Origin of the sequence: Duganella sp. sic0402 (genome assembly GCF_019219065.1) — a bacterium.
Taxonomy (GTDB): domain Bacteria; phylum Pseudomonadota; class Gammaproteobacteria; order Burkholderiales; family Burkholderiaceae_D; genus Rugamonas.
Window position 1 is genome coordinate 675,765 of sequence record NZ_JAHUWK010000001.1, and the last position, 21,075, is coordinate 696,839.

The 21,075-nt window shown below is 64.3% G+C and carries 10 protein-coding genes; all 10 read right to left on the reverse strand.

The genetic code is table 11. The annotated features are described in order from the left end of the window. Position 1: 1 nt before the first annotated feature. The 10 genes from KW842_RS02900 to KW842_RS02945 all read right to left on the reverse strand — a co-directional run bounded on the left by KW842_RS02900 (position 2) and on the right by KW842_RS02945 (position 21,074). Positions 2-2,092 carry a DUF4157 domain-containing protein gene (locus KW842_RS02900; RefSeq protein WP_218302569.1) on the reverse strand — a complete coding sequence of 697 codons (2,091 nt, stop codon included), beginning with the start codon at positions 2,090-2,092 and terminating at the stop codon, positions 2-4. Positions 2,093-2,110: 18 nt separating this feature from the next. Further along, entirely contained in the window at positions 2,111-6,256 is a 4,146-nt protein-coding gene (locus KW842_RS02905) for a G8 domain-containing protein (RefSeq protein WP_218302570.1), read from the reverse strand. A gap of 137 nt (positions 6,257-6,393) precedes the next feature. Continuing rightward, on the reverse strand, positions 6,394-7,752 hold the full coding sequence (locus KW842_RS02910) for an ATP-binding protein (protein ID WP_218302571.1): 1,359 nt from the start codon (positions 7,750-7,752) through the stop codon (positions 6,394-6,396). Continuing rightward, positions 7,746-11,378 (reverse strand): contractile injection system tape measure protein, encoded by a 3,633-nt coding sequence (locus KW842_RS02915; RefSeq protein ID WP_218302572.1) that lies wholly within the window; start codon positions 11,376-11,378, stop codon positions 7,746-7,748. Before KW842_RS02915 ends, KW842_RS02910 begins: the two co-directional genes overlap by 7 nt. Positions 11,379-11,383: 5 nt before the next feature. Continuing rightward, positions 11,384-14,302, reverse strand: coding sequence for a glycoside hydrolase domain-containing protein (locus KW842_RS02920; protein ID WP_218302573.1), 2,919 nt, complete (start codon positions 14,300-14,302; stop codon positions 11,384-11,386). Next, the gene (locus tag KW842_RS02925; protein ID WP_218302574.1) at positions 14,299-17,841 is read right to left on the reverse strand and encodes a hypothetical protein; all 3,543 of its coding nucleotides are present in this window, start codon (positions 17,839-17,841) and stop codon (positions 14,299-14,301) included. Before KW842_RS02925 ends, KW842_RS02920 begins: the two co-directional genes overlap by 4 nt. Before the next feature lie 14 nt (positions 17,842-17,855). Further along, positions 17,856-18,275 carry a GPW/gp25 family protein gene (locus KW842_RS02930; protein ID WP_218302575.1) on the reverse strand — a complete coding sequence of 140 codons (420 nt, stop codon included), beginning with the start codon at positions 18,273-18,275 and terminating at the stop codon, positions 17,856-17,858. A gap of 3 nt (positions 18,276-18,278) precedes the next feature. Further along, positions 18,279-18,578 (reverse strand): PAAR domain-containing protein, encoded by a 300-nt coding sequence (locus KW842_RS02935; protein WP_218302576.1) that lies wholly within the window; start codon positions 18,576-18,578, stop codon positions 18,279-18,281. A gap of 19 nt (positions 18,579-18,597) precedes the next feature. After that, complete coding sequence (gene vgrG / locus KW842_RS02940) at positions 18,598-20,397, reverse strand: type VI secretion system tip protein VgrG (RefSeq protein ID WP_218302577.1); 1,800 nt, start codon at positions 20,395-20,397, stop codon at positions 18,598-18,600. Then, a complete protein-coding gene (locus KW842_RS02945; protein ID WP_218302578.1) occupies positions 20,394-21,074 on the reverse strand; it encodes a tail protein X in 681 nt (226 codons plus the stop codon). Before KW842_RS02945 ends, vgrG begins: the two co-directional genes overlap by 4 nt. Position 21,075 lies beyond the last annotated feature (1 nt).

A 21,075-nucleotide genomic window follows, 5' to 3' on the forward strand; every position in this document is an offset into this window, starting at 1 on the left:
CTCATAATGGCTGATACCGGATAATACGACCCTTCTTGCTAAATTCAATTACGCCCAGCACGTATTGTCTGAAGAAGTCGGGATGGTGCATAGGCTGATCGTTGATCCGCATATCCCGCCAGCCAAAGTGAATATCGACTTGACCCTTCGGGGTTGATGTCTCGGCTCGGAGAAAGAACAGCTTGCTCACGTCAATGGCAACTTCTGGATCGCCATTCATCTTCGGCATCAAATGCCTGGAGAACTCCAATTCGTTCGGTTCGCGGACGGAACCGGTTTTCCCCACAGCGCCGTATTTGGATTTATCGCGAATGTCCATGCCGAAAGTCTCAATGTATCCTTTCGGGAAAATCAGACCATAAAATCGCTCCTCGCGTTTTTTTGTATCTGAACGGAAATTTGTTGAGCCCAGGTAGTCGGCCGCAAACACTTTTTCACCGACTCCGCCGCCACCGCCGAATGTAAGCTCGTCCCCCATCTCGCTTGCAGGGTTGGCGTAGGCCTCGGTGATTCCTTTAAATATCCGCACAAACGCCAGGTCAACTTCGTGGACGTGGATGATGCCGGTATCTGTCACCGCTCCCGTGCGGCGTGACAGCACATCATAGCTGCGTTCCAGCTCCATGATGGTTGAGTTCAGCGTCAATACCGGTGCTTGTCGTATAAACGTTTTAACATTGGGTGCTGAGGTAGTGACGGTGATAGGTGAGATTGTGCGGAAATCAAGCGCGCGCAGCCTCGCGGCGAGCATATTGTGCAGCTCTATCACCATGTTCAATTTGGTGATCTTGGTATTGCCCACAAAACGTTTTAATAAATTGTTGGCGGCTGTCAGCGCATCAAATTGGTTCTCTGGACCGTGTCTCTTTAAGACCAGGCCCAGCAATGTCCGAAGCTTATCCGTTGCCACATTATTTATATACAGCAGTGCGTCTTGTTTGAATGTTGTGATCAGAGCTTCGCTCTTTGCACGCGACAGTTGTTGTTCCGACCTCTTCTCGCCGTCAACGGGAGTGTTGAAACGACTGGTGACGCCTTCGGCCGTTTTCATATTTTCATCGCTTAACAAGATGAAGCTCTCAACCAATCGCGTAACGACTTTTTCAGGAATCTTTTCGGGAGATTGCAGCTCGACCAGCGCTTGTTCGATGATCGGCGTCGATATGCGTACAAATTCCTCGTAGGTCTCAGTGGTCGCTCCGCTGCTGGTTGAATTGATGAATTTTCCCGCTTGTAGCTCCAGCGAACGACGCGTCATTTCCCGCTTCGAATTGCCGAGTTTTATATTTTCATCTGGCGAGGGGACGAAGGGCACAATCTCCGTGTCGCTGGCTGACCAGTCGCCAGACTCGAAGCCCAAGCCGAGATTCAGCCATTCGGCGCGACTGTGCGCTATGCCTTCCTCGGCACGCACTGGTTCCGCCAAGTTGGTGTTATCCTCGATCTCGTAATACAACATCCCGGTATCGGGTCGATAAAACCAGCGTAGCCCGTCCAGCTGCCGGTCCCAGAGCAACACGCCGCTGCGACCATCGCTAATCCATTTCAGCTGCATTAAATTGCTGGGTACGGACTGCTGGATTGGCGCATGCTTGCCCGGAGCTTGCTCGTGGCTGGCGAGATCGCCCATCAGATCGGCTTCGCGTTCAAGGCCTGCATCATCATTGATGGCAAGCTCAGTCTTCATCTGCACAGTCGGTTTCACTCTCCCTTGTTTTTGTTGCACCACATGCCAGGCCTCGTGCGCCAAGTGTTTTTCCTGGCCGGGAGCAAGATGAATATCGCTGCCCTGGGCGTAGGCGTGAGCGTGAAGCTGAGCTGGCTTTGCCGAGTTGCGGTGCACACGCACGTCGGACATGTCGAAGCCGGATAGCGCTTCAAGATTGGCCTTGAGCTGATGAGGCAGGCCGTTCCGACTATGCGCCTGCGCCATCTGTGCTTGCTGCCGCAGCTGTAGCGCCTGGGGTGAACTATTGGCCTGGAGCGCATAACGCTGCAATGCGGGCGAGCCAGCCTTGCTGCCGCTGCCAGCCTGCGGATGCTTTGCAGCAGTGTTGCTAGGGGCGCGCTGATGATGCGCATAGTCGGACATAGGGATTTCCTTAAACGCTCAGCGGCTGGTCTTTTCGCACACAGTCGGATGCAAGGGATAGGTAAATCCGCTGGCGGGCGGGTAGCCCCCGCGGATATTCGCCGGCGACCATGGCGGTGTCAGCAGGCACTGATAAGGGAAGTCCTGCGTTACCGGCACCACTCCGGCATTCATGGGCTGGAAGCTATAGGTGATCCGGTTGCCGGCAGGCGGAGGCAGGCCGGCCTTCGGCGATTTGATTGCCGACAGCGCACTGCCGTCTGGCGGCGGCGCACTGTTGCCGATGGCTGGATTGCCCGCCACGGGCAGGCCGTTCGGCTGCATCGACGGCGTGCCGTAGACGAAATGATACTGATTGTCACGCTCAAATTCCGCCTGCATGACCGGATAGGCCGGCGCACAGCTGCCGCATGCGGCAGGCGAGGGCAGCGGCGCGGCAACGCCAAAGTCCACCAGATAAGCGGCACAGCCGATGCTACCGCAGATAAACAGGTCGGTCGCTCCGGGCTCGTCTTTTGCGACCAGGCAGGAGGCGTCCAGCGCGGCTTTAACGGTGGCCGGGTCGCTAAACGGCTTCAATTGCTGGGTGCGCGCCAGTTGCGCCGCATACTGGCTGGCCCCGCCGCCGCAAGTGCCGTACGGCGACGCCAGATGCTGCACCGGCTGGTCTTCGAGCATGTAGAAGTACAAAGTCTGGTGCTGTGTGTCGTAATACCAGCTTTGCTTGTCGATGAACGCCTGGATGTCGGCCTTGGTCGGCTTGCTCAACTTCATCAGCGCCAGGTAGGGACCTTGGAAGTTGGCCCACTGTTCGGCCGGCGTCTTGCCGCTGGCCTTGCTCAATACCTTGCCGTAGGGGTAGCCAAGTTCGGTGTAGGGGGCGGCATTGTAGGGCGCGGCATTGGCTGCGCGGTTCAGGCAGTCCTGCCATTTGGCGGCGGCAGCGCCCTGGTTCTGATTGAACACATTGTCGCAACTGGTGGCCGCGCCGCCGGGAGCGTTATACGCTGGCGGGAAAGGACTCGCGCCATATTGTTGCCCACCCCACTGGCGGCGGATACGGCTGACGCTGATCTGCGCTGGCGTGGGCGTCGGCTGGTAGATGGCAATCCGGTTGATAAAGAATTCGCCGGCCTTGCGTACTGGCGAGTCGGTGTAGCTGAGCAGCAGGGTTGGCATGAATGCTGCCGGCTGCAACTGCGGCGAGGAGTGCTCGAAACCGGTCGCGCCAAGCAGCGTGTACCCCATGCGGTCCATGACGAATGGCTCAAAAATAGGCTGGCCACCGCGCCCGTACAGCAGCAGGCTGGGATAGCCTGGCTGGTCTGCCGCCTGCATGTCGCGCTGTATCCTGAGGCGGAAGTTGGCGACCGGGTTGATGACCGACTCGACATTCAGCGTCGCATACTTGTGCGGGCTCATCAGCGCACTGGCGCGGAAGTTATTGGGGCCGCGTGCGTGCGGCTCGTCGACCGTCAATGAGGTGGCGTAGTACGCCAGATTGTTCAGCGACACCGGCGCCAGGCCAGGCGCCGGGTTGCCGGCGCGGTCGACGATGCGCAGGCCGGACAGCTGGCTGTCCTTGTCTAATATCACGGTGGTCTTGTCGCCGTCGTTGAGCGCGCCTAGATTGACGTCGTCGGTGTACACCTGGTGCTTGAAGTCGGTATTTTCCCAGATGCTGTTGCGGATGTATTGCGTCGGCGGCACCGACTGCGCATTCGACTGCTGCCACGCGGTGGCGGCGTCGCCGACATAGCCGTTGAACATGCTGGTGGTCTTGCCGTCGATGGCAGGCGGCCCCTCCAGCTGGCCAAGCACGCCGTAGGTGGCGATGTTGCCGATATCCGTTACGGTCAACAGCCGTGCCGCAGGATCGGAAGGATACAGGCTGGTGGGATCGGCGCGGAAGTTGATAAAGCGGTTGTGCTCGATGCGCGCCGGACCGTCATAGTAGCTGTAGCCGACCGAGTTGAATTTCGGATTCGGGAAAATCCCCCAGGCGTTGTTGAGCAAGGCGACATCGGTGCATTCCTGCATCCAGTTATTGGCGGCGTTGGCACAGGCTGGATAGCGCTCCACATTGTTGCGCGTCATGCCGGCAAACACGCTCTGGTGCACCAGGCCCCAGAAACCGGGGAAGGTGCCCTCCGGGCCGCCGCCGACCAGCAGCGACACGCCATGCAGGTTGGCGGCAAAGCGGCTGTTGTGCACGGTGACATAATTACTGCGCATCCATAGCCCGGCCTGGCGCGAGCGGGTCACCGTGTTATCGTTCAGCAGCAACACGGCGGCATAGGCGCTCGGCCCGTTCAGCGTCGGCTGCGCATCCTGCGTATTGCCGGACTGATCGTCGTTGTCGATGCCGTTGAAACAGGCATGTGCGCGGTTGCCGGTGAACTCCGGATAGGCGGAGCGCACCTCGGCACCGCCCTGCGCCAGCAGCCAATAGCCGCGTCCCTGCGCCTGGCAGCCAGCGACGGTGTTGTTGACAAAGGTATTGGCCAGGTTGGTGATCCAGAACCCGCCGGGGAAGTTTGCGTCGATCGGATTCTTGTTCTGGCTTAGCGTGGCGGAGGTGTCCGGAATGTTCTGGATGGTGTACCAGTTGGCTGCGCTGTGCGAAGCCTGCATGTAGTCGCCATCCCAATACAGGCTGCCCGGCGAACGTGGATAGCTGTACGTTGCGCGCGCCGCCATGGCGCCGGCCACCAGGTTGCGCATCAGCTGATTGCCGGTGATGCCGGCGCCGTCCTCCAGGTAGACACCCTGACCAACAGTACGCACGCAGGAATTGTTAAACAGATCAGTGTTGCCGGTGTGATGCAGCACGAAGCATTTGTTGTAGCTGTGGTGTACGCTGACATCCTGCACCAGCACCGCGTTCGCCGGCGCTTTCCCGAGGTGGTGGAGGTGAACCGGATAGCGGCCGACCACGCCTTGGCCAAACTTCGCGATCTCGACGCCGACCAGTTGCAATGTGGGCGCCGGTTTGCCCGTGCCGCTCAGCATCGCTACCAGATGCCCGCCAGTGTATGGCAGGGCGTCCCCGGCCTGGCCCGCCACTGACGTCAGGGTAATGTTACGCGACAGCAGGGCTACTGCGGCCCGTTCGTCAATGCCGTAGTTACGTTCCGGGCCGTCGTAAAAGCTCCTGGCCTGGAGGCTGACATCAATGGCCTGGCCGCCGGCGGCCACGACTTTCTGGGTGCCCGCCGGATAGCTGCCCGGCGTCGGTGTCAGGCCGCCGAAGTGATAATGCTTCAACGGCGTGTTGTTGAGGTCCGTGCAATTCGCGCCGTTACTCAGTGTCACCTGGCTGACCTGTGCCGGTAAACCCAACTTGGACGCCTGCGGATCCGGATTCTGCGCCGTCTGCACCTTGCAGACTTGAACAATCTCCGTCTGATGCGAGGAAAAACTGGTGGTGGCCACGGCAATCCAGTCACCTGGCTGCCAATCGACCTGCGTGGACAGGGTGAGCAGATTGTCCTTCCCAGTTGGCACAGGGGCGCTGACGTTGGCCGCATCATTGTATGTGGCGGACGGGCCGGCCGGAACCGCCAGGTAAGCCCAGCTGCGCGTGCCGCTGACCGCATTGATGAAGGCCGGCGTTTGCGCCGGATTGTTGGCGTGCTGGTCGGGAAGCGCGGACAAGCCTTTGGCGCCGTACAGTGCCAGGACGCCGCCATCCATGACCGTAATGTCGCGCACGTTGGCCGTTGGGTCGGCCGACGGGGATGGCGATACAGAGGCATTGCCGGCCATGATAATGGTGATGTGGTTTTGGATGCCCTTGGTCGGCGTGCCGGCTTGCATGCTGCCGCCATTCTTTATCAGGAAGGAGCTGGCATAAAGCGTAGTACTGTTGCCGGTGCCCGGATCCAGCAATTGCAATTGGCCACCGGTATCGATCACCACCGGTTTCAGCGGCGCTGCGGCGCTGCTGGCGGCGCCGTCGGCAGGGGCGACGCTCACCTTGCTGCAGGGCGTGTCGGCCGCGATCCGCAGCACCTCCACCGCCGCCACCTTGACCTGGCAGTGCGGATTCGCCAACGCGGTGGCCAGTGTCATCGCGGCGCCTGCGGGCGCCCATGCCGCCAGCAGTGCCAGGGCGCAAACCATCTTGCGGAACTGATATATCAAGCGTGGAAAGGTAATCATGATGCCTCCTTGAGGGGAAGTTAAGGCAGCTACTGTGTGACTTCGGGCCGCACGCCCAGGACAACTTGCCGGAACTGCCGCGGCGGGGTGGTGTGTGTAACTTGCATCGTTCGGCTCCTGTAGTAGGGGATTGCCGCCTAGCGGCTGGTGTATTGGCCTTCTTTTTGCAATTCCAGTTTGACGCCGGCCATGATGTCGGCCAGTTGCACGACGGCCGGGCTGCGCATCACCGCGCGCAGGCAGGCGTAGCGCAACACATTGATGATGGCCCCGCCCGCCAGCGGGTATTGCGAGGCCAGCGGCGCGAAGTCGATATTGTCAGCCAGCGCAATCCGGCCGGTGCGGAACAGCTTTTCCCATAGTGTCAGGCGTGCCTCCTCGTCCGGCATGGGGAACAGGATGGTCGACTGGAAGCGGCGGGCGAACGCCTCGTCCATATGGCCGCGCTGGTTGGTGGACAGGATAATGGTGCCGGGAAAGTCCTCCATGCGCTGCAGCAGGTAGGCCACCTGCTGGTTGGCCGAGCGGTCGTTGGCGGTGCTGGCTTCGGTGCGCCGGCCGAACAGCGCTTCGGCTTCGTCGAAGTACAGTATCCAGTCGCGGTCCTGGGCGCGGTCGAACAGCAGGGCCAGATTTTTTTCGGTTTCGCCTATCCATTTGGAAATCACGCGCGACAGGTCGACCCGGTACACCGGCATGCCATGATGCTTGCCCAACAGGCTGGCGGTCAGTGTCTTGCCGGTACCGGGCGGGCCGTGGAACAGACAGCGGTAGCCTGGCTTGAGGCGGCGCGCCAGGCCCCAGTCTTGCATCAGCGTGCGGCTATGGCGCATCCAGGCGCCGATCATGTCGATCTGGCTGCGGGTTACCGGGTCGAGTACCAAGTCATCCCAAACCAGCGGCGTGTCGATGCGTTCCGCCGCGAAGTCTTGCATGGCCTCGCCATCGCCACTCGCCAGCAGTATCGCCAGGCACTCCTCGGACAGACGCAGCGCGGCGGCGCTGCGCGGCTCGCCCGCAGCGCTGCTGTCGATCGCCAGCAGGCGGGCCGCGCGCAATGGCTGCTGGCGGCCCAATAGTTCCAGCGCTTGCAGGCGCGCTGCGACGTCGGCGCCGGCCAGCAGAAAGATCGCGGTCTCGATGGTCGGCAGGAAGCCGCTATGCGACTGGCTGTTGAGTCCGCCAAATTCGCTGAAGCGGCGGCCGGTGGCCTGGTTTTGCAACAGCAAGGGGTCGAGCAGTTCAGGCGCCAGCTGCGGCGCCAGGGCAAGAATCAGCACCAGCCGTTCGCTGGCGCTCAACGCCAGTTGCGGAAACAGCACCAGCCACGGCCCTGGCGCAGGCGCGGCGGGCATGTCGCAAGGTACAGGCTGCTGCGCGAAATGCAGCGCGAAACGCCAGTCGATCACGGCGCGCAGCCATTGCAGCTCGCTTTCCAGCTCGGTAGCGATTCCGGCTGCCGGCGCCGGATTGGCATGCAGACGAAGATTTACCATTCGACGCTCAGCTCCTTTTCCATCCATGGGTGGAGGATCACGGCGTAGCCCCAATTGATCTGGTCGAGCAATACATCGACGGTCTTGCGCGGCACGGTCAGCGTCCATTTGCCGTCTCGGCATTGCAGCCGGCCGTTACGTTGCAGGAAAGTCTCGCGCAAGCCGGCGATCGAGGTGTTGCCGATACTGGGCCAGTTGCCGATAACGGCGCCCAGCAGTTCCTCGCAGGTGTGGCACTCGGCGTCGGTCGGCTCGATCGCGGCGGCGACCGGTGTGTCCGGCGGCAGACCGCATAACAGCTTGCTCAGCGCCAGTTCGGGCTCGGCGGCGTCGCAGCGTCCATCCACCAGGTATTGCAGCAGGTGGACGGCGCGGCTTGCGTCGGCGCTACCGTGGATGCCCAGGCGGCCATCGCCGTCCTTGCTCAGCAGTCCGAGCTTGTTGAACAGCATGGGCAGGAAGACATGCATCAGCACCACGCCGGCGCCACCGATGTACAGGATGTCGCCATCTTGCGCTGCTGCCGTCTGACGCGCAGCGGGCGGGCGGATGGGCTGCAGGGCCGACGCGCCAGGCGGGCGCAGCACCGCGGTCAGATGAATATAGCCGCCCTGGCTGGCAAGACGCCGTGCTTGCAGCAGGATGCGCTTGGCGTGGTCGGGCGTGGCCGGTAATTGTTGCAGCAGCGCGGCAGCGACCTGGCGCTGGCTGGCCTCGGCGGGATCGGCCAGCAGCGCCCAGATCGTTTGCCAGAGCAGGTGCGAGAGCTGGCTGTGCGGGGGCGCTATGCCGCTGCGTCGCCACGCCGCCGCCAGCACCTGCTTCAGGTCGAGGATAAAGTCGGCCAGCGCCGGCGCCAGGCGATGCAGTATGCGGGCCAGCAATTCTTCCGGCAGCTGGTCCAGCCAGCGCTGCCGCGCCGACGGATAGGCCAGGCCGGTGCGCAGCGCTGTTTGCAGCGCGTTGCCGCCAGCGGCCAGCAGTTGCGCCAGTTGACGCCGGGCTGGTGCAGCCAATGGATCTGTGTCGTTGCCGGCCAGCCAGGCCAGCAGCAGCGCCGGATCTTGCGCCGTGCGCGCCGGGTTTGCACTGTCAGATGCGGCGGCGGCCGGTGTCGCGGCCGGGCTGTCGGGATCGGCCGGTGGATGGGCCGGCAGCGCGACAGGAACGGACGGCGGCGCCAGGGCCAGCATCAGCGCATCGGCTGTTTCTGGCCGCAGGTGCGGGCTCAGCCGGCGCAACCGTCTGCTCAGGCGCTCTGCATGCGCGTCATCGAGCAACTGGTGCAAGGCGACCTCGGTATAACTGTCAAGATCGGCCAGCAAGCCGTCGATATGCAGGCTGGAATCAGCCCACCAGGGCAGCACGCCGTGATCCAGCCAGTGGCGCAGCATGGCGGCACGGTCCAGGCGGGCGCCTGGCCACGCATGCGATCCGGGACCCGCGAGCGGCGTACCGCGCCAGGCGGCATCCAGCACCTGGCGCCAGGCCGAGCCAGTGCTGGCGCCGGGTTGCGCCGCCAGTACCTGGGCCCACAGTGCCGCCTGGCCTTGCTGTCCGGGTAACAGGCTGGCGACGATTTCTTCCGGCAGCATCCAGTTCAGCAAGCGTTCGGTCAGCGCCTGCGTATTGCCGGACGCCGCCGCCAGCAAGCGGCGCAGCAGGGCGGAGAAGCCGCGCGGGTTGGCCGCTGCCAGCATGCTCAGTTGCGCGCCGCCTTGCTCTGGCTGGCCGCTGCGCAGATATTGTTCAGCCAGCGCAATCGCTGCTTCGGCATGCAGCAGCGGCGCTGACTGCGGCGCAGGCGGCGTGGCTGAGGGCGCGGCAAACAAGCCATCCAGGGCCTCACTCAGTGCAGTGTCGACCGCACCGGGCCGCTGCGCCTCGGCGGCAATCGCGGCCGGCAGACTGCTGGCCGGGAGGCCAGCCTGGTCAGCCAGCGCCTGCAGCAAGCGACGCAACCATGCGCGCCGTTCGAATGGCTCGCCAGCGCTGTCCAGCACGGCGCGCAGGGCCAGCGGCCTTAGCGCCAACTGATGAATGGCGCTGGGGGCCTGGCGCCATCCGGCGATCAGGCGCGACAACTGCTCCAGGTCGGTGGCTACTATATCTGCGTGGGCGGGCACGCTGTGCGCCAGCATGGCGTTGAATTGGCTGGCCGAGCAAGCCTCCAGCCTGGCGTTCAGCGCGCGGTGATCGCTGCCCAAGCCTTGCAAATCAGCCAGCATGGCGGCGGGATGGCCGGTGGCGGCATCGTCGGTGTGCAGTTCAGCGGCCAGCACGGCCAGTCCTTCGGGTAGCGAACTCGACAGCGGCTGGCGCGCGCGCAGCCGCCGCAGCGCTTGATGGAAGGTGTCCAGCAGCTTTTTATAACTGATGCCGGCGCGTACAGCCAAGCCTTGCAGCAAGCGCCGCAGCCAGCTGATGCGGTTGAATTGAGAGCCCGCTTCCCGTAACAGGTAGCGTAGCGCGATCAGCCTGACCTGATGCTCGAAGCGGCCCACGCTGAGGCTCAGCGCTGGCTGTTGCTGATGCAGCAGTGTCAGATCGTCCAGATAGGCGAGAATCACGCCGCCGTGCTGAGGCTGCAGCTGTCCGATGATGCCGCCGAATACCGGCGCGGTCATCGGCTGTACCAGCAAGTCCATCGCGACGGGATGGGCAGCGGCGCTGCGCAGTTGGGTCAGCAGCTCGTCTGCTGCACTGCCGGCGGCCGCTGCGGGGAGGTGCTGTGGTACCACGCCGCCCAGTTCGTCCAGCAGTTCATCCAGCGTGCTGAGCAGTGAGCCGGCCAGCGGCTGATGGCCGCGCGTGCGGCTGGCCACCGTTTGCATCAGCGCCAGCAGGGTGGCGTAGCTGAGTCCCTCTGCGGCAGCCACGCCGGCCAACAGCGCGGCCAGGTAGCGGCGCCGGTTGAACTGGGTGCCGGCTTCGTGCAGCAGGTATTTCAAGGTGACGATCCACAAGGAGTGCCCGAGCTCCGGCTCGCTCAGCCGCACCGCCGCTGCGTCAGTGTGGCAGCGGCGGAAGTCCGTCAGGTAGGCCAGGATCACCGCCGCGTCGGCGGGACTGAGCACATGCAGCAGCGCGCTCAGATGCGCTTCACCGGCCTGCAGCACCAGCCGCTCTATCGCGTGGCGCTCGCCGGCGCGGCGGCGCAGCAGCGCAGCCAGTGCGGCCGGCTGCAGTTCGATCAGGCGGGTCAGCATGGCGGCGGCGTCGTAGACCTGCTCGGCGCTGCGGAACGGTAGTGCGCCATTGCGCAGGTACAGGTCGAACTCTTCCAGCATGGCGGCCGGCAGCGACAAGGCGCGGGCTGCATCGCTAGGGTGGTGGGTGGCGGCTTCGATGGCGTCCGCGAGGGCGCTGCGCAGGGCGTGTTCGAGCGCGGCGGGCAGGTCCAGCTCCAGCCGCTCGGCCGCGATGTCGTCCAGTTCTAGATCGAGGCGGGCGATGCGGATTTGCACGCCGGCCGGCGCCAGCGCATCGAACACGGTTTCGATCAGGGCGGGCAGGCGTTGCCATGCCATTTCCTCGGCACGGCCGCGTAGCCGCAGCGCGGCCGGCAGGCTGCCGGTGTCGATGTTCAGGCTGATTTTGCCGATGTGGTGGACGTGAAGGGGCATGCTGTTCACCAGAGTCGATTGGCGATGGCGGGTGCCGCCACGTCTGCCTGGTCAGGCGCTTGCCAGCAAACGACCTGCCCGGAACCCGCGCTGACGGCGCAGCGGCGGTAGCGGAGCTGGTGCAGTTGCTGCTGCGCGTCGTTTGAGGTGGCGTCGGCGTAGCTGGCGTAGCCGTCGAACGCCAGGCCGTCGAGCGGGTGGCCGCTTGCAGGCAGCGGGACGTCGGCCAGGTGCAGACCGGCGGCGTAGCCGGACTGGATGACGGCTTCGCGCCAGGCATTGCCGTAGGCGGGCAGGGCGCTATCGGCCAGGTCGGCGGGACGCAGCCAGATGCTGACACCAGGCGCCAGACCGGCCAGCCGTGTCAGCGCGGCGGCGCGTTTGCCGTCGCGCCGGCCTTGTTCGGCGGTCAGTAGGCAGCCTGTTGCAGGGGTGTGCTGCATCGCCATAATCGCCAGTCCGGTGCCAAGAATAGCATTGGCTTCGTCGAAGCTGAAGTCGCCGCCAGGCGCGCCCAGCGTGAGATCGCGCAGGATGAATTGCAGGCCGAGCGCCGCCAGCGCCCTGGCCTGCGCAGCGTCAAGGCGAGCGGCGACGCAAGCGCCGATGGCGCCAGTTTGCACCGCCTGCAGCTCGCCGCCGAGCAGGCGCAAGCCGCCGGGTGGTGTTGGCGCTGGCGCGGACTTGGCCGGAACTTGCGCTACCGGTGCGGGCGGTGGCGGGTGTGCAATCTGTGTCAATACCGGCACCTCGTCGTTGGCGGGCTCGGCTGTCAGGTAGGCCGCAGCGTTGGCGGCCGGCTGAGGCGCCGGAAGCAGTGCAACCGGGCGCGCCACCGGTTCGCGATGCGCGGCGGCGACCGCTGGCTGCAGGAAGGTCGCCAGGCGGCGGCTGGCCGCGCGGCGTTTCGCAGGGCGGCCCGAGCGCAGGGCTTGCAGCCAATCCTCATACAAGGCGTAAAAATGCGCCATCCGGTGCGGGCGCAGGTACAGCACATCGACCACCACATGCGCCGGCGTGTTAGCCCTCAGGATGGCGTACACCTGGCTGCGCCAGCCGGCTGGAGCGGCCTCATCGGCGTCCTCGTCCTCATCCTCCTCGTCAGGGAGCTGCGTCACGGCGGTAACGCGAAAGCTGAATTGCGCGCCTGACGGTAGCGCCTGGTCTTCAGCCTCGCCATCGACAGGCAACAGGGCGTCACGCAACAGCAGCCACTCGATCAGGCACAGTTGCACGGCGTTCCCTGAATTCAACATGTCCAGCTCGATACGGGCACGGACTTCCAGTCCAGCCTGCTGCGGCCCTCGCCCCCGGTAGTCGATGCCGCGTCCCCGGTCATGCGTGGCGGGCACCATCGCGCGCAGCAGCTCCCGTTGGGCCGTGATCAACGCTGTTCGCTGGCCGGCCTGCGCCACCAGTCCACAGGCAGAGCCCGGCGGCAAGGCTAACGCGGAGGCATACAGCGACAGCAGAAAGCCCAATATCGCGGTTTGCCTTGCCTCGACCGGGTCCTGGCGAGCGATCAGCAATTGCATCTGGTGTTCATAATCGTCATGCAACAGCGGCGCCACGTCCGGCACGCTGCCGCGCAGTGATTGCCAGGCATACGTGCGGTCCCCGCCTGCAGAGATCGAAAACAGGTCGCGGACGAAAGCCAGCTGGCTGAAGTAGTCGGCCATCAACTGGTCATAAGACATCAGATAGCCCTTGAGCTGACGCGCCTGCGCGCGCCGCAAGGAGTCGGCGCTTGACGGCAGGCCATAGCTGCCGATGCCGTACACCGCAGGAAACTGTTCCTGTACAGAGCTGTAGCGCGACAGGTCCTGGCCCGTGCCGACAGGCGCCGCGTAGGCCGCGTGATATGCTTCTTCCAGCGTGTAGCTGCGGCGCTGCTCGTCCCAGGCGCGGTCCAGCAGGCGCCTCACCCGCGCCGGATTGGGGCGGCATTCCACGCCGTCATGGAAGAGCCGGATGCCGTCCTCGCCGGCGCGTGCGCGCCATTCGAGATGCAGGATGGCCCCGTCGCCGGCTGGTACGATGTCCTCCGCACCGTACTTCTGCCCGTTGGCGCTCAGCAGCATGTTCTCCACCTCCAGCACGCCTGCCACGCTCGCCATTGCTTCCACCACGCTGCCCACCGCCACATTCGAAGGTAGCGGCGTCAGCTGGTCATCGGCGATGAAGCCACGCAGCAGTAGGGGGCCGCCGAAGATCTCCGCCGTGCTGCGGCCGGCGGCAAGCTGGGCGGCCAGCCCGGTGCGCAACGGTTCCGGTGACAGCACCATGCCGATGGCGAACAGCAGTTGCGCCATCACCGAATCCGCGTCCACGCCCTGGTCGAGATACACGTCGGCGCGCACGCTGGCGATCACCGGTGCCAGCACCTTGCAGTCCTGCACGTCCTCGCACAGTGCCCGATGCGCGGTGTAGGCGTCCAGCACGCGCGTGGCCAGATCATCCTGTGGCAGCGCATCGCAGACGCAGTCATCCTGCCGCGCCAGCACGTCGATGCGATACAGGCCGTTGACGCCGCCGGAGTCGGCTGGTTTGAGTGGAGTCAGCCAGATATTGCCGGCTTCCGGCACGCAGTCCAGCAGCAGCTTGCGGAATTGCTTGATGGTGACAGGGCTGACCGGCATGATATCCCGCGCCGCGTATAGCCCTTGCCGCGGCAGTGAGACGATGCCGCTATCTGGCGCGCCCAGCAGATCTGCCACGTCGAAGCCGGCGCGGTAGGACAATTCGGTGAGCGCGTAGCATAGCTGCTGCAGTATCAGGACGCCGGAGTCGGAGTCGTTGTAGTTGGTCCAGCGCTCGCCCGATAGCACTTGCACCAGTGCGATGCCTTCAGTGAGCAGCGCCTTGTAATCCAGTCCTGGGCTGTCGGGCGGGGAGCGCGGAATGGTGACTGGCGTATTGCTCATGTCGCCGCTCCGCGTCCGAGGGCTTGCGAGGTATCAACACGGCCGCTGAGGGCATGCTTCAGCGCCGATGTGTAGTAGGCGACCTGGCCCGTTTCTGCGCCGGTGACGGCCAGCTTGAGGATGGCTTTAACGTACGGCCGCTGGCGGATAAAATTGGCGATCTCTGGACGCGTGTAGTAGCGTGTTGAGCGGGTGTCCGTGGCAGGCCAGGGGGACAGCCAACTGATCAACTCGGTGTTGAGACGGCTGATGCAGTCGGCCTCATGTTCACCCGCGACAAACAGCAACTCGGCGACGACCTGCAGCCGCGTGTAAGGCGGGTTGCTGACGCTCAGTTCAATGAACGGGCTGCTGCGGGCAGCCAGGAAATCGCTGATGGCGGCCAGCATCTGGCCGCTGTTGGACGGGCAGGTGGCATCGTCGACAGCGGGGGTGTCCGGTCCAGGCACGGGGGTGATCCAGACTTGTCCGGCGCGTGGCATGGCGCCGTTGCCGCTGGCGGGGATGACAGCCACTTGCCACAGTGACGGAAAGGCGTCGAGCAGCAGGTTGGCATAGTCCCATGCCTGGATGGCGACCTCCTTGTGGCGCAGCCGCTCGGCGATCCACTGGTCGAAAGCGGCGCCGGTGGCTTCGGCGCGTCCGCCGGCCGATGGGGCGGGCTGGACGATGTCACCCAGCGTATCAAGTGCGGGGTCGGCGCTGCTGATGCTGCCGGACGGCAAAGGCGTACCCAGTTGCCGGGCCCCGCCAGGACCTTGCCAGACGGCGTAGGCGGCGTTCATCCAGAGCGCGGACAGTAACGGATATTGGCTGGGGTCGCCTTTGCCGAGGCTGACCCGCAGATATTGGGGCGCGGCATCGGGCGGGACCAGAAAGCGGATGATACCGGTCTGGCGCAGGCCGTTGCTGGCGTCACGCACCAGTTGCAGCGGCTGCCAGTTGCTGACGCCGTTGGTGCTGTAGCGCCAACTTGGCGTGGGCAGACTGCCGGGCCAGCCACCCGCAGGGGGGACTAGTTCAAACAGCACGCTGATGGCGCTGGCTGGTGCGGAAAGGCTGATGTCCAGTGTGGCGGTGTCAGGCAGCGGCTGCAGCAGTGCTTGGCCTCCCTCCGTTGGCCATGGCTGCGGCGTTATTTCTCCGAATGCTTGCAGGTGGAACCAGTGCAACGGCGCAACGCTGTCGGGCGTGGCGCTGGCGCTGTAATCGACGCTGAGGCCCTGAGCCTGCGGCAGCCATGGCTGATTGGGGAAAGCCAGCGGCGCAGGCGTTGGTGTTGGTGTCGGCGTTGTAGCCGGCGTTGGGCCTGGCGTAGGCGCTGGCGCGGGTGACGGTGGACACTCCAGCTGTTCGCCACAGCCGGCTTTCTTGCAAGCCTCTACGGCGGCAGCGGAAGTCAGGGCGAGCGATGCGGCCATCACGTTGGGGGCATACAATACGTCGCCGAACGCATAAGATGGCGTTGCCAGCACCACTTGCATCGCGCTCAATGTGGGGTCGTAAATGACGGGAAGGGGCTCCGGTGTCGGCCCCATATCCAGAACGGTTTTCTGCGAGGGCGTTCCCTTATCAGGACTGAACAACTGCTGCTGCTCTTTTTCCACCTGCCATGCACCAGGATTCAGCACCGTCACGTTGACCTTGAATGCTGCGTTATCAAACAACGTGCCTGGCTTACAAGTTTCGCCATTCTCATTGATAATGTAATTCTCGTAGTAGCCTTTGAAGCCGTCTTTGGTGGCCGGCAAGCCAAACCAGTTGATCGTTAATTCGCACGTCGTCAAACGTTTGGCAAACAATTCCGGCGCCGCGACAGTCAATGCAGCGCCCGCTACCGGTGGCGAACCGAACAGAGTGAATGGCTGGGCAGGGTCCAGGGGACCGCCTGGGCCGGTCAGTTGCAGTTCTGTCAGACCGGCCACTGCTACCTGCAGTCCGATGCTCTCCAGACTCAGCCGCGACAGTATGGCGTAGGGAAAGACATATGTTTCAGTCAGCTGGCTCGTGACCGGCGCCCTCAAGGGCAGGCGTTCCTGCACCAGCGTGGCCAGCAGCACCGGCATGCCGCCGAATTCCGCTGCTTGATCCGCAAACGGCGCCGAGGCGCTGGCGGCGATAGGCAAGATGTATTGCAGCTGATAGTTCCTGTCGGCTGGCGTGGCTGGCTGCACTGTGTATGTTGGCACATCGGCCCAACCGTCGGGCGTGGTGTAGCGCAGCATAAAGCCCACCGTCAGGATGCGCGCCAACACTGTTTCCGGGCTCATGTTCGCGCGTGCACCGAGTATGGTCAGGTCGGGCAGGATCCCGGCCCAGCTGTCGGCCGAGACCGTCAGTGTCAGAGTGACGGTGCGCGTGCCGCCCGCCATCAGCAAGCTGTTGCTGGCCAGCGCGAAGCCCAGGCTGGCCAGCGAGCTGGTCAATGCCCCCGCGTCGCCCACGGCGCAGGCGCCAAACAGCGGAAATGGCGTGGCGATCATCGGCGCGCTGTCCGCCAGCGCCACCTCGCCACTGTAGACCTGGGCTGGCGCCAGCGGCAGCCCGAGCGCCAGCGGCTGCTCAAGCAGCGTGACCGTGCGCATGCCGCTAATGACGGCTGCGTCCACCGTCAGCGCCGCTTCCAGCGCGTACAGGATGGGTTCCGACTCGGCATCAGTTCCCGCGAGGAAGGTGGCGCCCTTGGGCAGCGTCGTCTGTGCCAGGCCATCGGCCGGCGTGAAAGCCAGTGCCACCCGGTCCGGCACGCACTGCCGCACGGTCTGGCGTAACACGGCCTCATGGTAGAAGCGTTGCAAGCGCGCAGGGAAGCTATTGATACTGTGCTGCGCATGGCGGAACAGCTGGGCAAATGCATCCCACAGGCCGGACTGCGGTGCATGGTCGCCACTTTGCAGCGATGGCGCCAGGCTGGCAAGCGCATCGCTTTGGACACGCTCCAGCTCCACGATCAATGCGGCCAGCAAGGCCTCCAGCAGTGCCAGCAGCATCTTGATCCAGCGGCTGCCTGTCTGCTCGCGCAACAGGCGTGGCTCGGCGGGCGCGTATTCCAGATGCGCCAGCAAGGGCCGCGCGGCGTCCGCCAGCGCCGGGATGCGCTGCGCCGTCAGCAGTTGGGGTAGCGCCTGGTGCAGCGCGCTGCCTGGCGAGAGGCCCAGCGCGGCGTCGATGTCGACGATGCTCAACAGGCGCAGTAAGCCGCGCGTCAAGGTGCGCCAGTGGGCCAGGCGCTGTTCGCCGTCGGCGGCACCGGCCAGCGCCTCCAGCAGCAGGTCCAGCTCGAATTCGATGTCGCCGATGTCCAGCGCGGCGCATAGCGCCGCCGCGATGCTGGCGTCGTGCTGGAAGAATCCGGCCCAGTCGCCGTCCGGCTGGTCATGCACATCGTAAAAGCGCAACAGCGCGCCGTATTCAGCGGCGAATCCGAGTACGCTGGCCAGGCTGCGGCCATCCACCTGCACCGAATCCGGCGCGGGCGCGCTGAGCCGGCGGTCGCGCTGGCTCAGCGCGTTATTCAGGGGCAGGGGGCGGATATCCATGGAGCGTTATCCGGCTATGCCGGCGATATGGTGGCTTCGTTCAGATAGAAGGGATAAACCAGATTGCTGCGCGAATTGGTCTGGCGCACCACATAATCAATCGTGATCGCCAACTGGCCACGCAGTGGATCGACCTGGGACAGTTCGATCCGCAACACTTCGACGCGCGGCTCCCAGTTGAGTATCGCCAAACTCAGCGTCGACTTGATCTCGCTGGCCATGGTAGTGTCGAGCGAGTCAAACACGCGCTGATGCAGATCGGAGCCGTAGGCCTCCAGCATCAGCCGTTCGCCAATATTGGTCGAGAGCAGCACCCACAGGGATTGCTGGATATTCGCGTCGCCAGCGGAAATGACCACGCTGGCCGCGCTGCGGCTGAAGGTTGGCGGGAAGCTCCAGCCGGCGCCAAGGAAGGAGGGATCGCGGCCGCGCATGCGTCAGCCGCCTATCATGACGGTCGGCAGGCCGAGTACGATGCTGCCGCCGTGCGCCGTGGTGTCGCCCATGCGGGCCGCCGGGCGACCGCCGATCAGCACCGACGACGAACCCTTGACGATGGCGTCCGGCGGCCCGACGCACACGCACATATCGCCCACGCAGGCGGCTGGCAAGCCGCCGATCAGCACCACCGGCACGCCGGGGCCGGTAATCGGTCCGCCCACATGCGGCACGGGGACCGGGCCGGGATTGACCATCGGGCAGGTATGCATATCGGTTTGACGGGCGGCGGGTGGCATGGTGGACTCCTCGATACGGTTAGTTGATTTTGACCAGCGCACCTTGCACCGTCACCATGGCGCTGGAGCTGAGCTTGGCGCTGGCGCCGCCCTGGGCGGCAAAGCTGGCGTCGGCCTTGGCGTCGATGGTGGCGCCGGCGATGCTGACCCCGCCGCTGCCCTTCAGTGTCAGCTTGCCGGTGGCGCTCAGGCTCAGGTCCTGCTGGGCCTTGATGGCGATGCTGCCGGCGCCCTTGATTTCGATGCTATTGCCGGCCAGCGTGATGGTGTTGCCATGTTTGTCCTTGATGACCAGCTGGTCGGCCTTGTCATCCAGCCGGATGCTGTGCTGGTCCGGCGTTTCGATGCTGATGGCGTTCTGTTTGTCGTCGAAATCGATGCGCAGTTTGCTGCGCGTGACGATGGACTTGAGGTTGTTGGCGGCGCTGGGCAGCGCGGGCGGCGGCAGCTTCTTGCTGTATACCGCGCCCAGGATGACGGGAAAGCGCGGATCGCCGTTCATGAAAGCAAGCAGCACTTCGTCACCGACCTCGGGATAGAACATGGCGCCGAATTCCTTGCTAGCGTAGAAGCTGGCCAGCCGCGCCCACAAGCCCAGTTTGCCTGCCTGCAGCAATGGCAGCGATACCTGGACACGGAATTCGCCGGCCGGATCGCCATCCAGCTTCAGCACCACGCCGGTCTGTACATTGGCCATCGCCGCCAACTGGCCTGAGGCCGGCGGCGCGTTCACCGCCGGCGCGCGTTCGGTAAACCATTCCGGCGCCATGCCGATGGTGGCGCGGGTCGACCAGAAACCATCGCTGACGCTGTGCTGCACGGCCGACACATAGGCGTCGCCATTGAAGCGGCTGCCGAGGCCCTCCAGCGTGACCATCACGCCCGGCGCCGCCAGCGCGCTGCCCTGGAATAGCGCTTCGCCGCGTATCTTGGCCAGCCGCGACTTGGTCAGTTCGGCCGAAGTCCAGGCAGTGAGGTCGGCTTTTGCCAGGCTGGCGCCGGTCTGCTGCACATAGTCGGAGACGCCGAACACCTGCGCCAGCTGGTCGAAACTGAGGTTGCCTGGCGCGCTGACGGTGCTGCTGCCGGCCGCCGACCCGGCCACCGCCTGGGTGGCTGGGTCCCAGGCGTAGCTGTGGATGGCGCTGGCCCGGTACTGGGTGGTGGCGTCCATTTCAGCATGGAATTCCAGCAGCGACAGCCCATAGGCCAGCGTCAGCACTGGTGAGGCAGAGGTGTCGGGCGGCGCCACCACGATCTTGCCAGCCGAGGCGATCACCAGCATGCCATTCAGCTGCGCGCGCGTCAGCATCAGGTCCCAGTCGCTGCAGTAGTATTGCACCACCGACGGCTGCTGCGGCGTGGTGGCGCTGACCTTGGCTTCCAGCCCGGCGTCGCCGATCAGCTTGGAGATCACCTTGCTGTCGGTGGTGTTTTCGAAGATGGCGCTCTTGCGCGCCAGCGTCATCACGGTCGCCTTGTCGGTGGCGTCGACGATCAGGCGCGAGGCGCCGTCGTTGCTGATCTCCAGTCCCTGCTGGTAGATCAGGCCGGAAAATACCTCGCTGCTTTTGCCGTCATAGCCCAGCGCTATTTTCAGCGGGCTGCCCGGGATCAAGGTCTTGGTTTCGCTGATCGGGAAGGTGGCCAGGTGGGGATCGCCGTCAGAGATCACCAGCCGCGCGCGCGGCAGCTTGTTGACGCCAGTCCAGATGTCGACCGACACCACCTGATACGCGCTATCCAGCGCCTTGCCGTCGGCGGTGATGCTGATGGTGACCAGCTCGCCGCCGGTCAGTACCGGTGATGGCGCGCTCATGCCGCACCTCCCGCCAGCGGCGGAAACGCCAGTTGCGTGCCCGGCAGCAGCTGGCGGAAGTCGGCCAGCCCGTTGCTTTGCGCCACCCTCAGATAGTACTGGCTGTCGCCGTAAATGCGGTAGCACAGGCCGGGCAGGGTGTCGCCGGCAAACACCGTCACCAGGTGGGTCATGTCGGGCGACTGCAGATTGGCTTTTTTGGCCAGCACCACTTCGGTCGCGAACGAGATAAAGGTCACCGACAACTTGGCGCGCAGCGGTGTACCGTCCGGCCGGAACAAGGTATAGGCGACGTTCAGCTTGCTCAGCACGCACTGGAACTGCAGTTGCGCCCAGGTCAGTTTCAGGTATTTCGGCTGGTGGATCGCGCCCTGCACATTGACCGTCATGCGCTTGAAATGATCAATGACGTCCGTCACCCCGTTGGCGGTGGAATCGGGCGTGGGCATGACGCCGGTGGCGTCGACGATCAGGTCGAAGGCGACGGTTTCCTGGCACACGCGGTTGAAGCTCGGCGACGCACCGCTGCTGCCCTGTGCCTGGCGGTTATTGTGCTTGATGCCATAGTCGTGGGTATAGCTGGCCGGATTGATCCACACCTCCAGCGTATCGACCACGCTGCTGAAGTCGGGCTTGTCGTAGGCGTCGATGCGCATGTGTTTCAGGCTGCCGGCCATG

Bases quoted from the DNA above. Each gene is read 5' to 3' on its own strand.
- KW842_RS02925 (WP_218302574.1), bottom strand. From the start codon at position 17,841: ATGGATATCCGCCCCCTGCCCCTGAATAACGCGCTGAGCCAGCGCGAC.
- KW842_RS02930 (WP_218302575.1), bottom strand. From the start codon at position 18,275: ATGCGCGGCCGCGATCCCTCCTTCCTTGGCGCCGGCTGGAGCTTCCCG.
- KW842_RS02915 (WP_218302572.1), bottom strand. From the start codon at position 11,378: ATGCCCCTTCACGTCCACCACATCGGCAAAATCAGCCTGAACATCGAC.
- KW842_RS02900 (WP_218302569.1), bottom strand. From the start codon at position 2,092: ATGTCCGACTATGCGCATCATCAGCGCGCCCCTAGCAACACTGCTGCA.
- KW842_RS02945 (WP_218302578.1), bottom strand. From the start codon at position 21,074: ATGGCCGGCAGCCTGAAACACATGCGCATCGACGCCTACGACAAGCCC.
- vgrG (WP_218302577.1), bottom strand. From the start codon at position 20,397: ATGAGCGCGCCATCACCGGTACTGACCGGCGGCGAGCTGGTCACCATC.
- KW842_RS02935 (WP_218302576.1), bottom strand. From the start codon at position 18,578: ATGCCACCCGCCGCCCGTCAAACCGATATGCATACCTGCCCGATGGTC.
- KW842_RS02910 (WP_218302571.1), bottom strand. From the start codon at position 7,752: ATGGTAAATCTTCGTCTGCATGCCAATCCGGCGCCGGCAGCCGGAATC.
- KW842_RS02905 (WP_218302570.1), bottom strand. From the start codon at position 6,256: ATGATTACCTTTCCACGCTTGATATATCAGTTCCGCAAGATGGTTTGC.
- KW842_RS02920 (WP_218302573.1), bottom strand. From the start codon at position 14,302: ATGAGCAATACGCCAGTCACCATTCCGCGCTCCCCGCCCGACAGCCCA.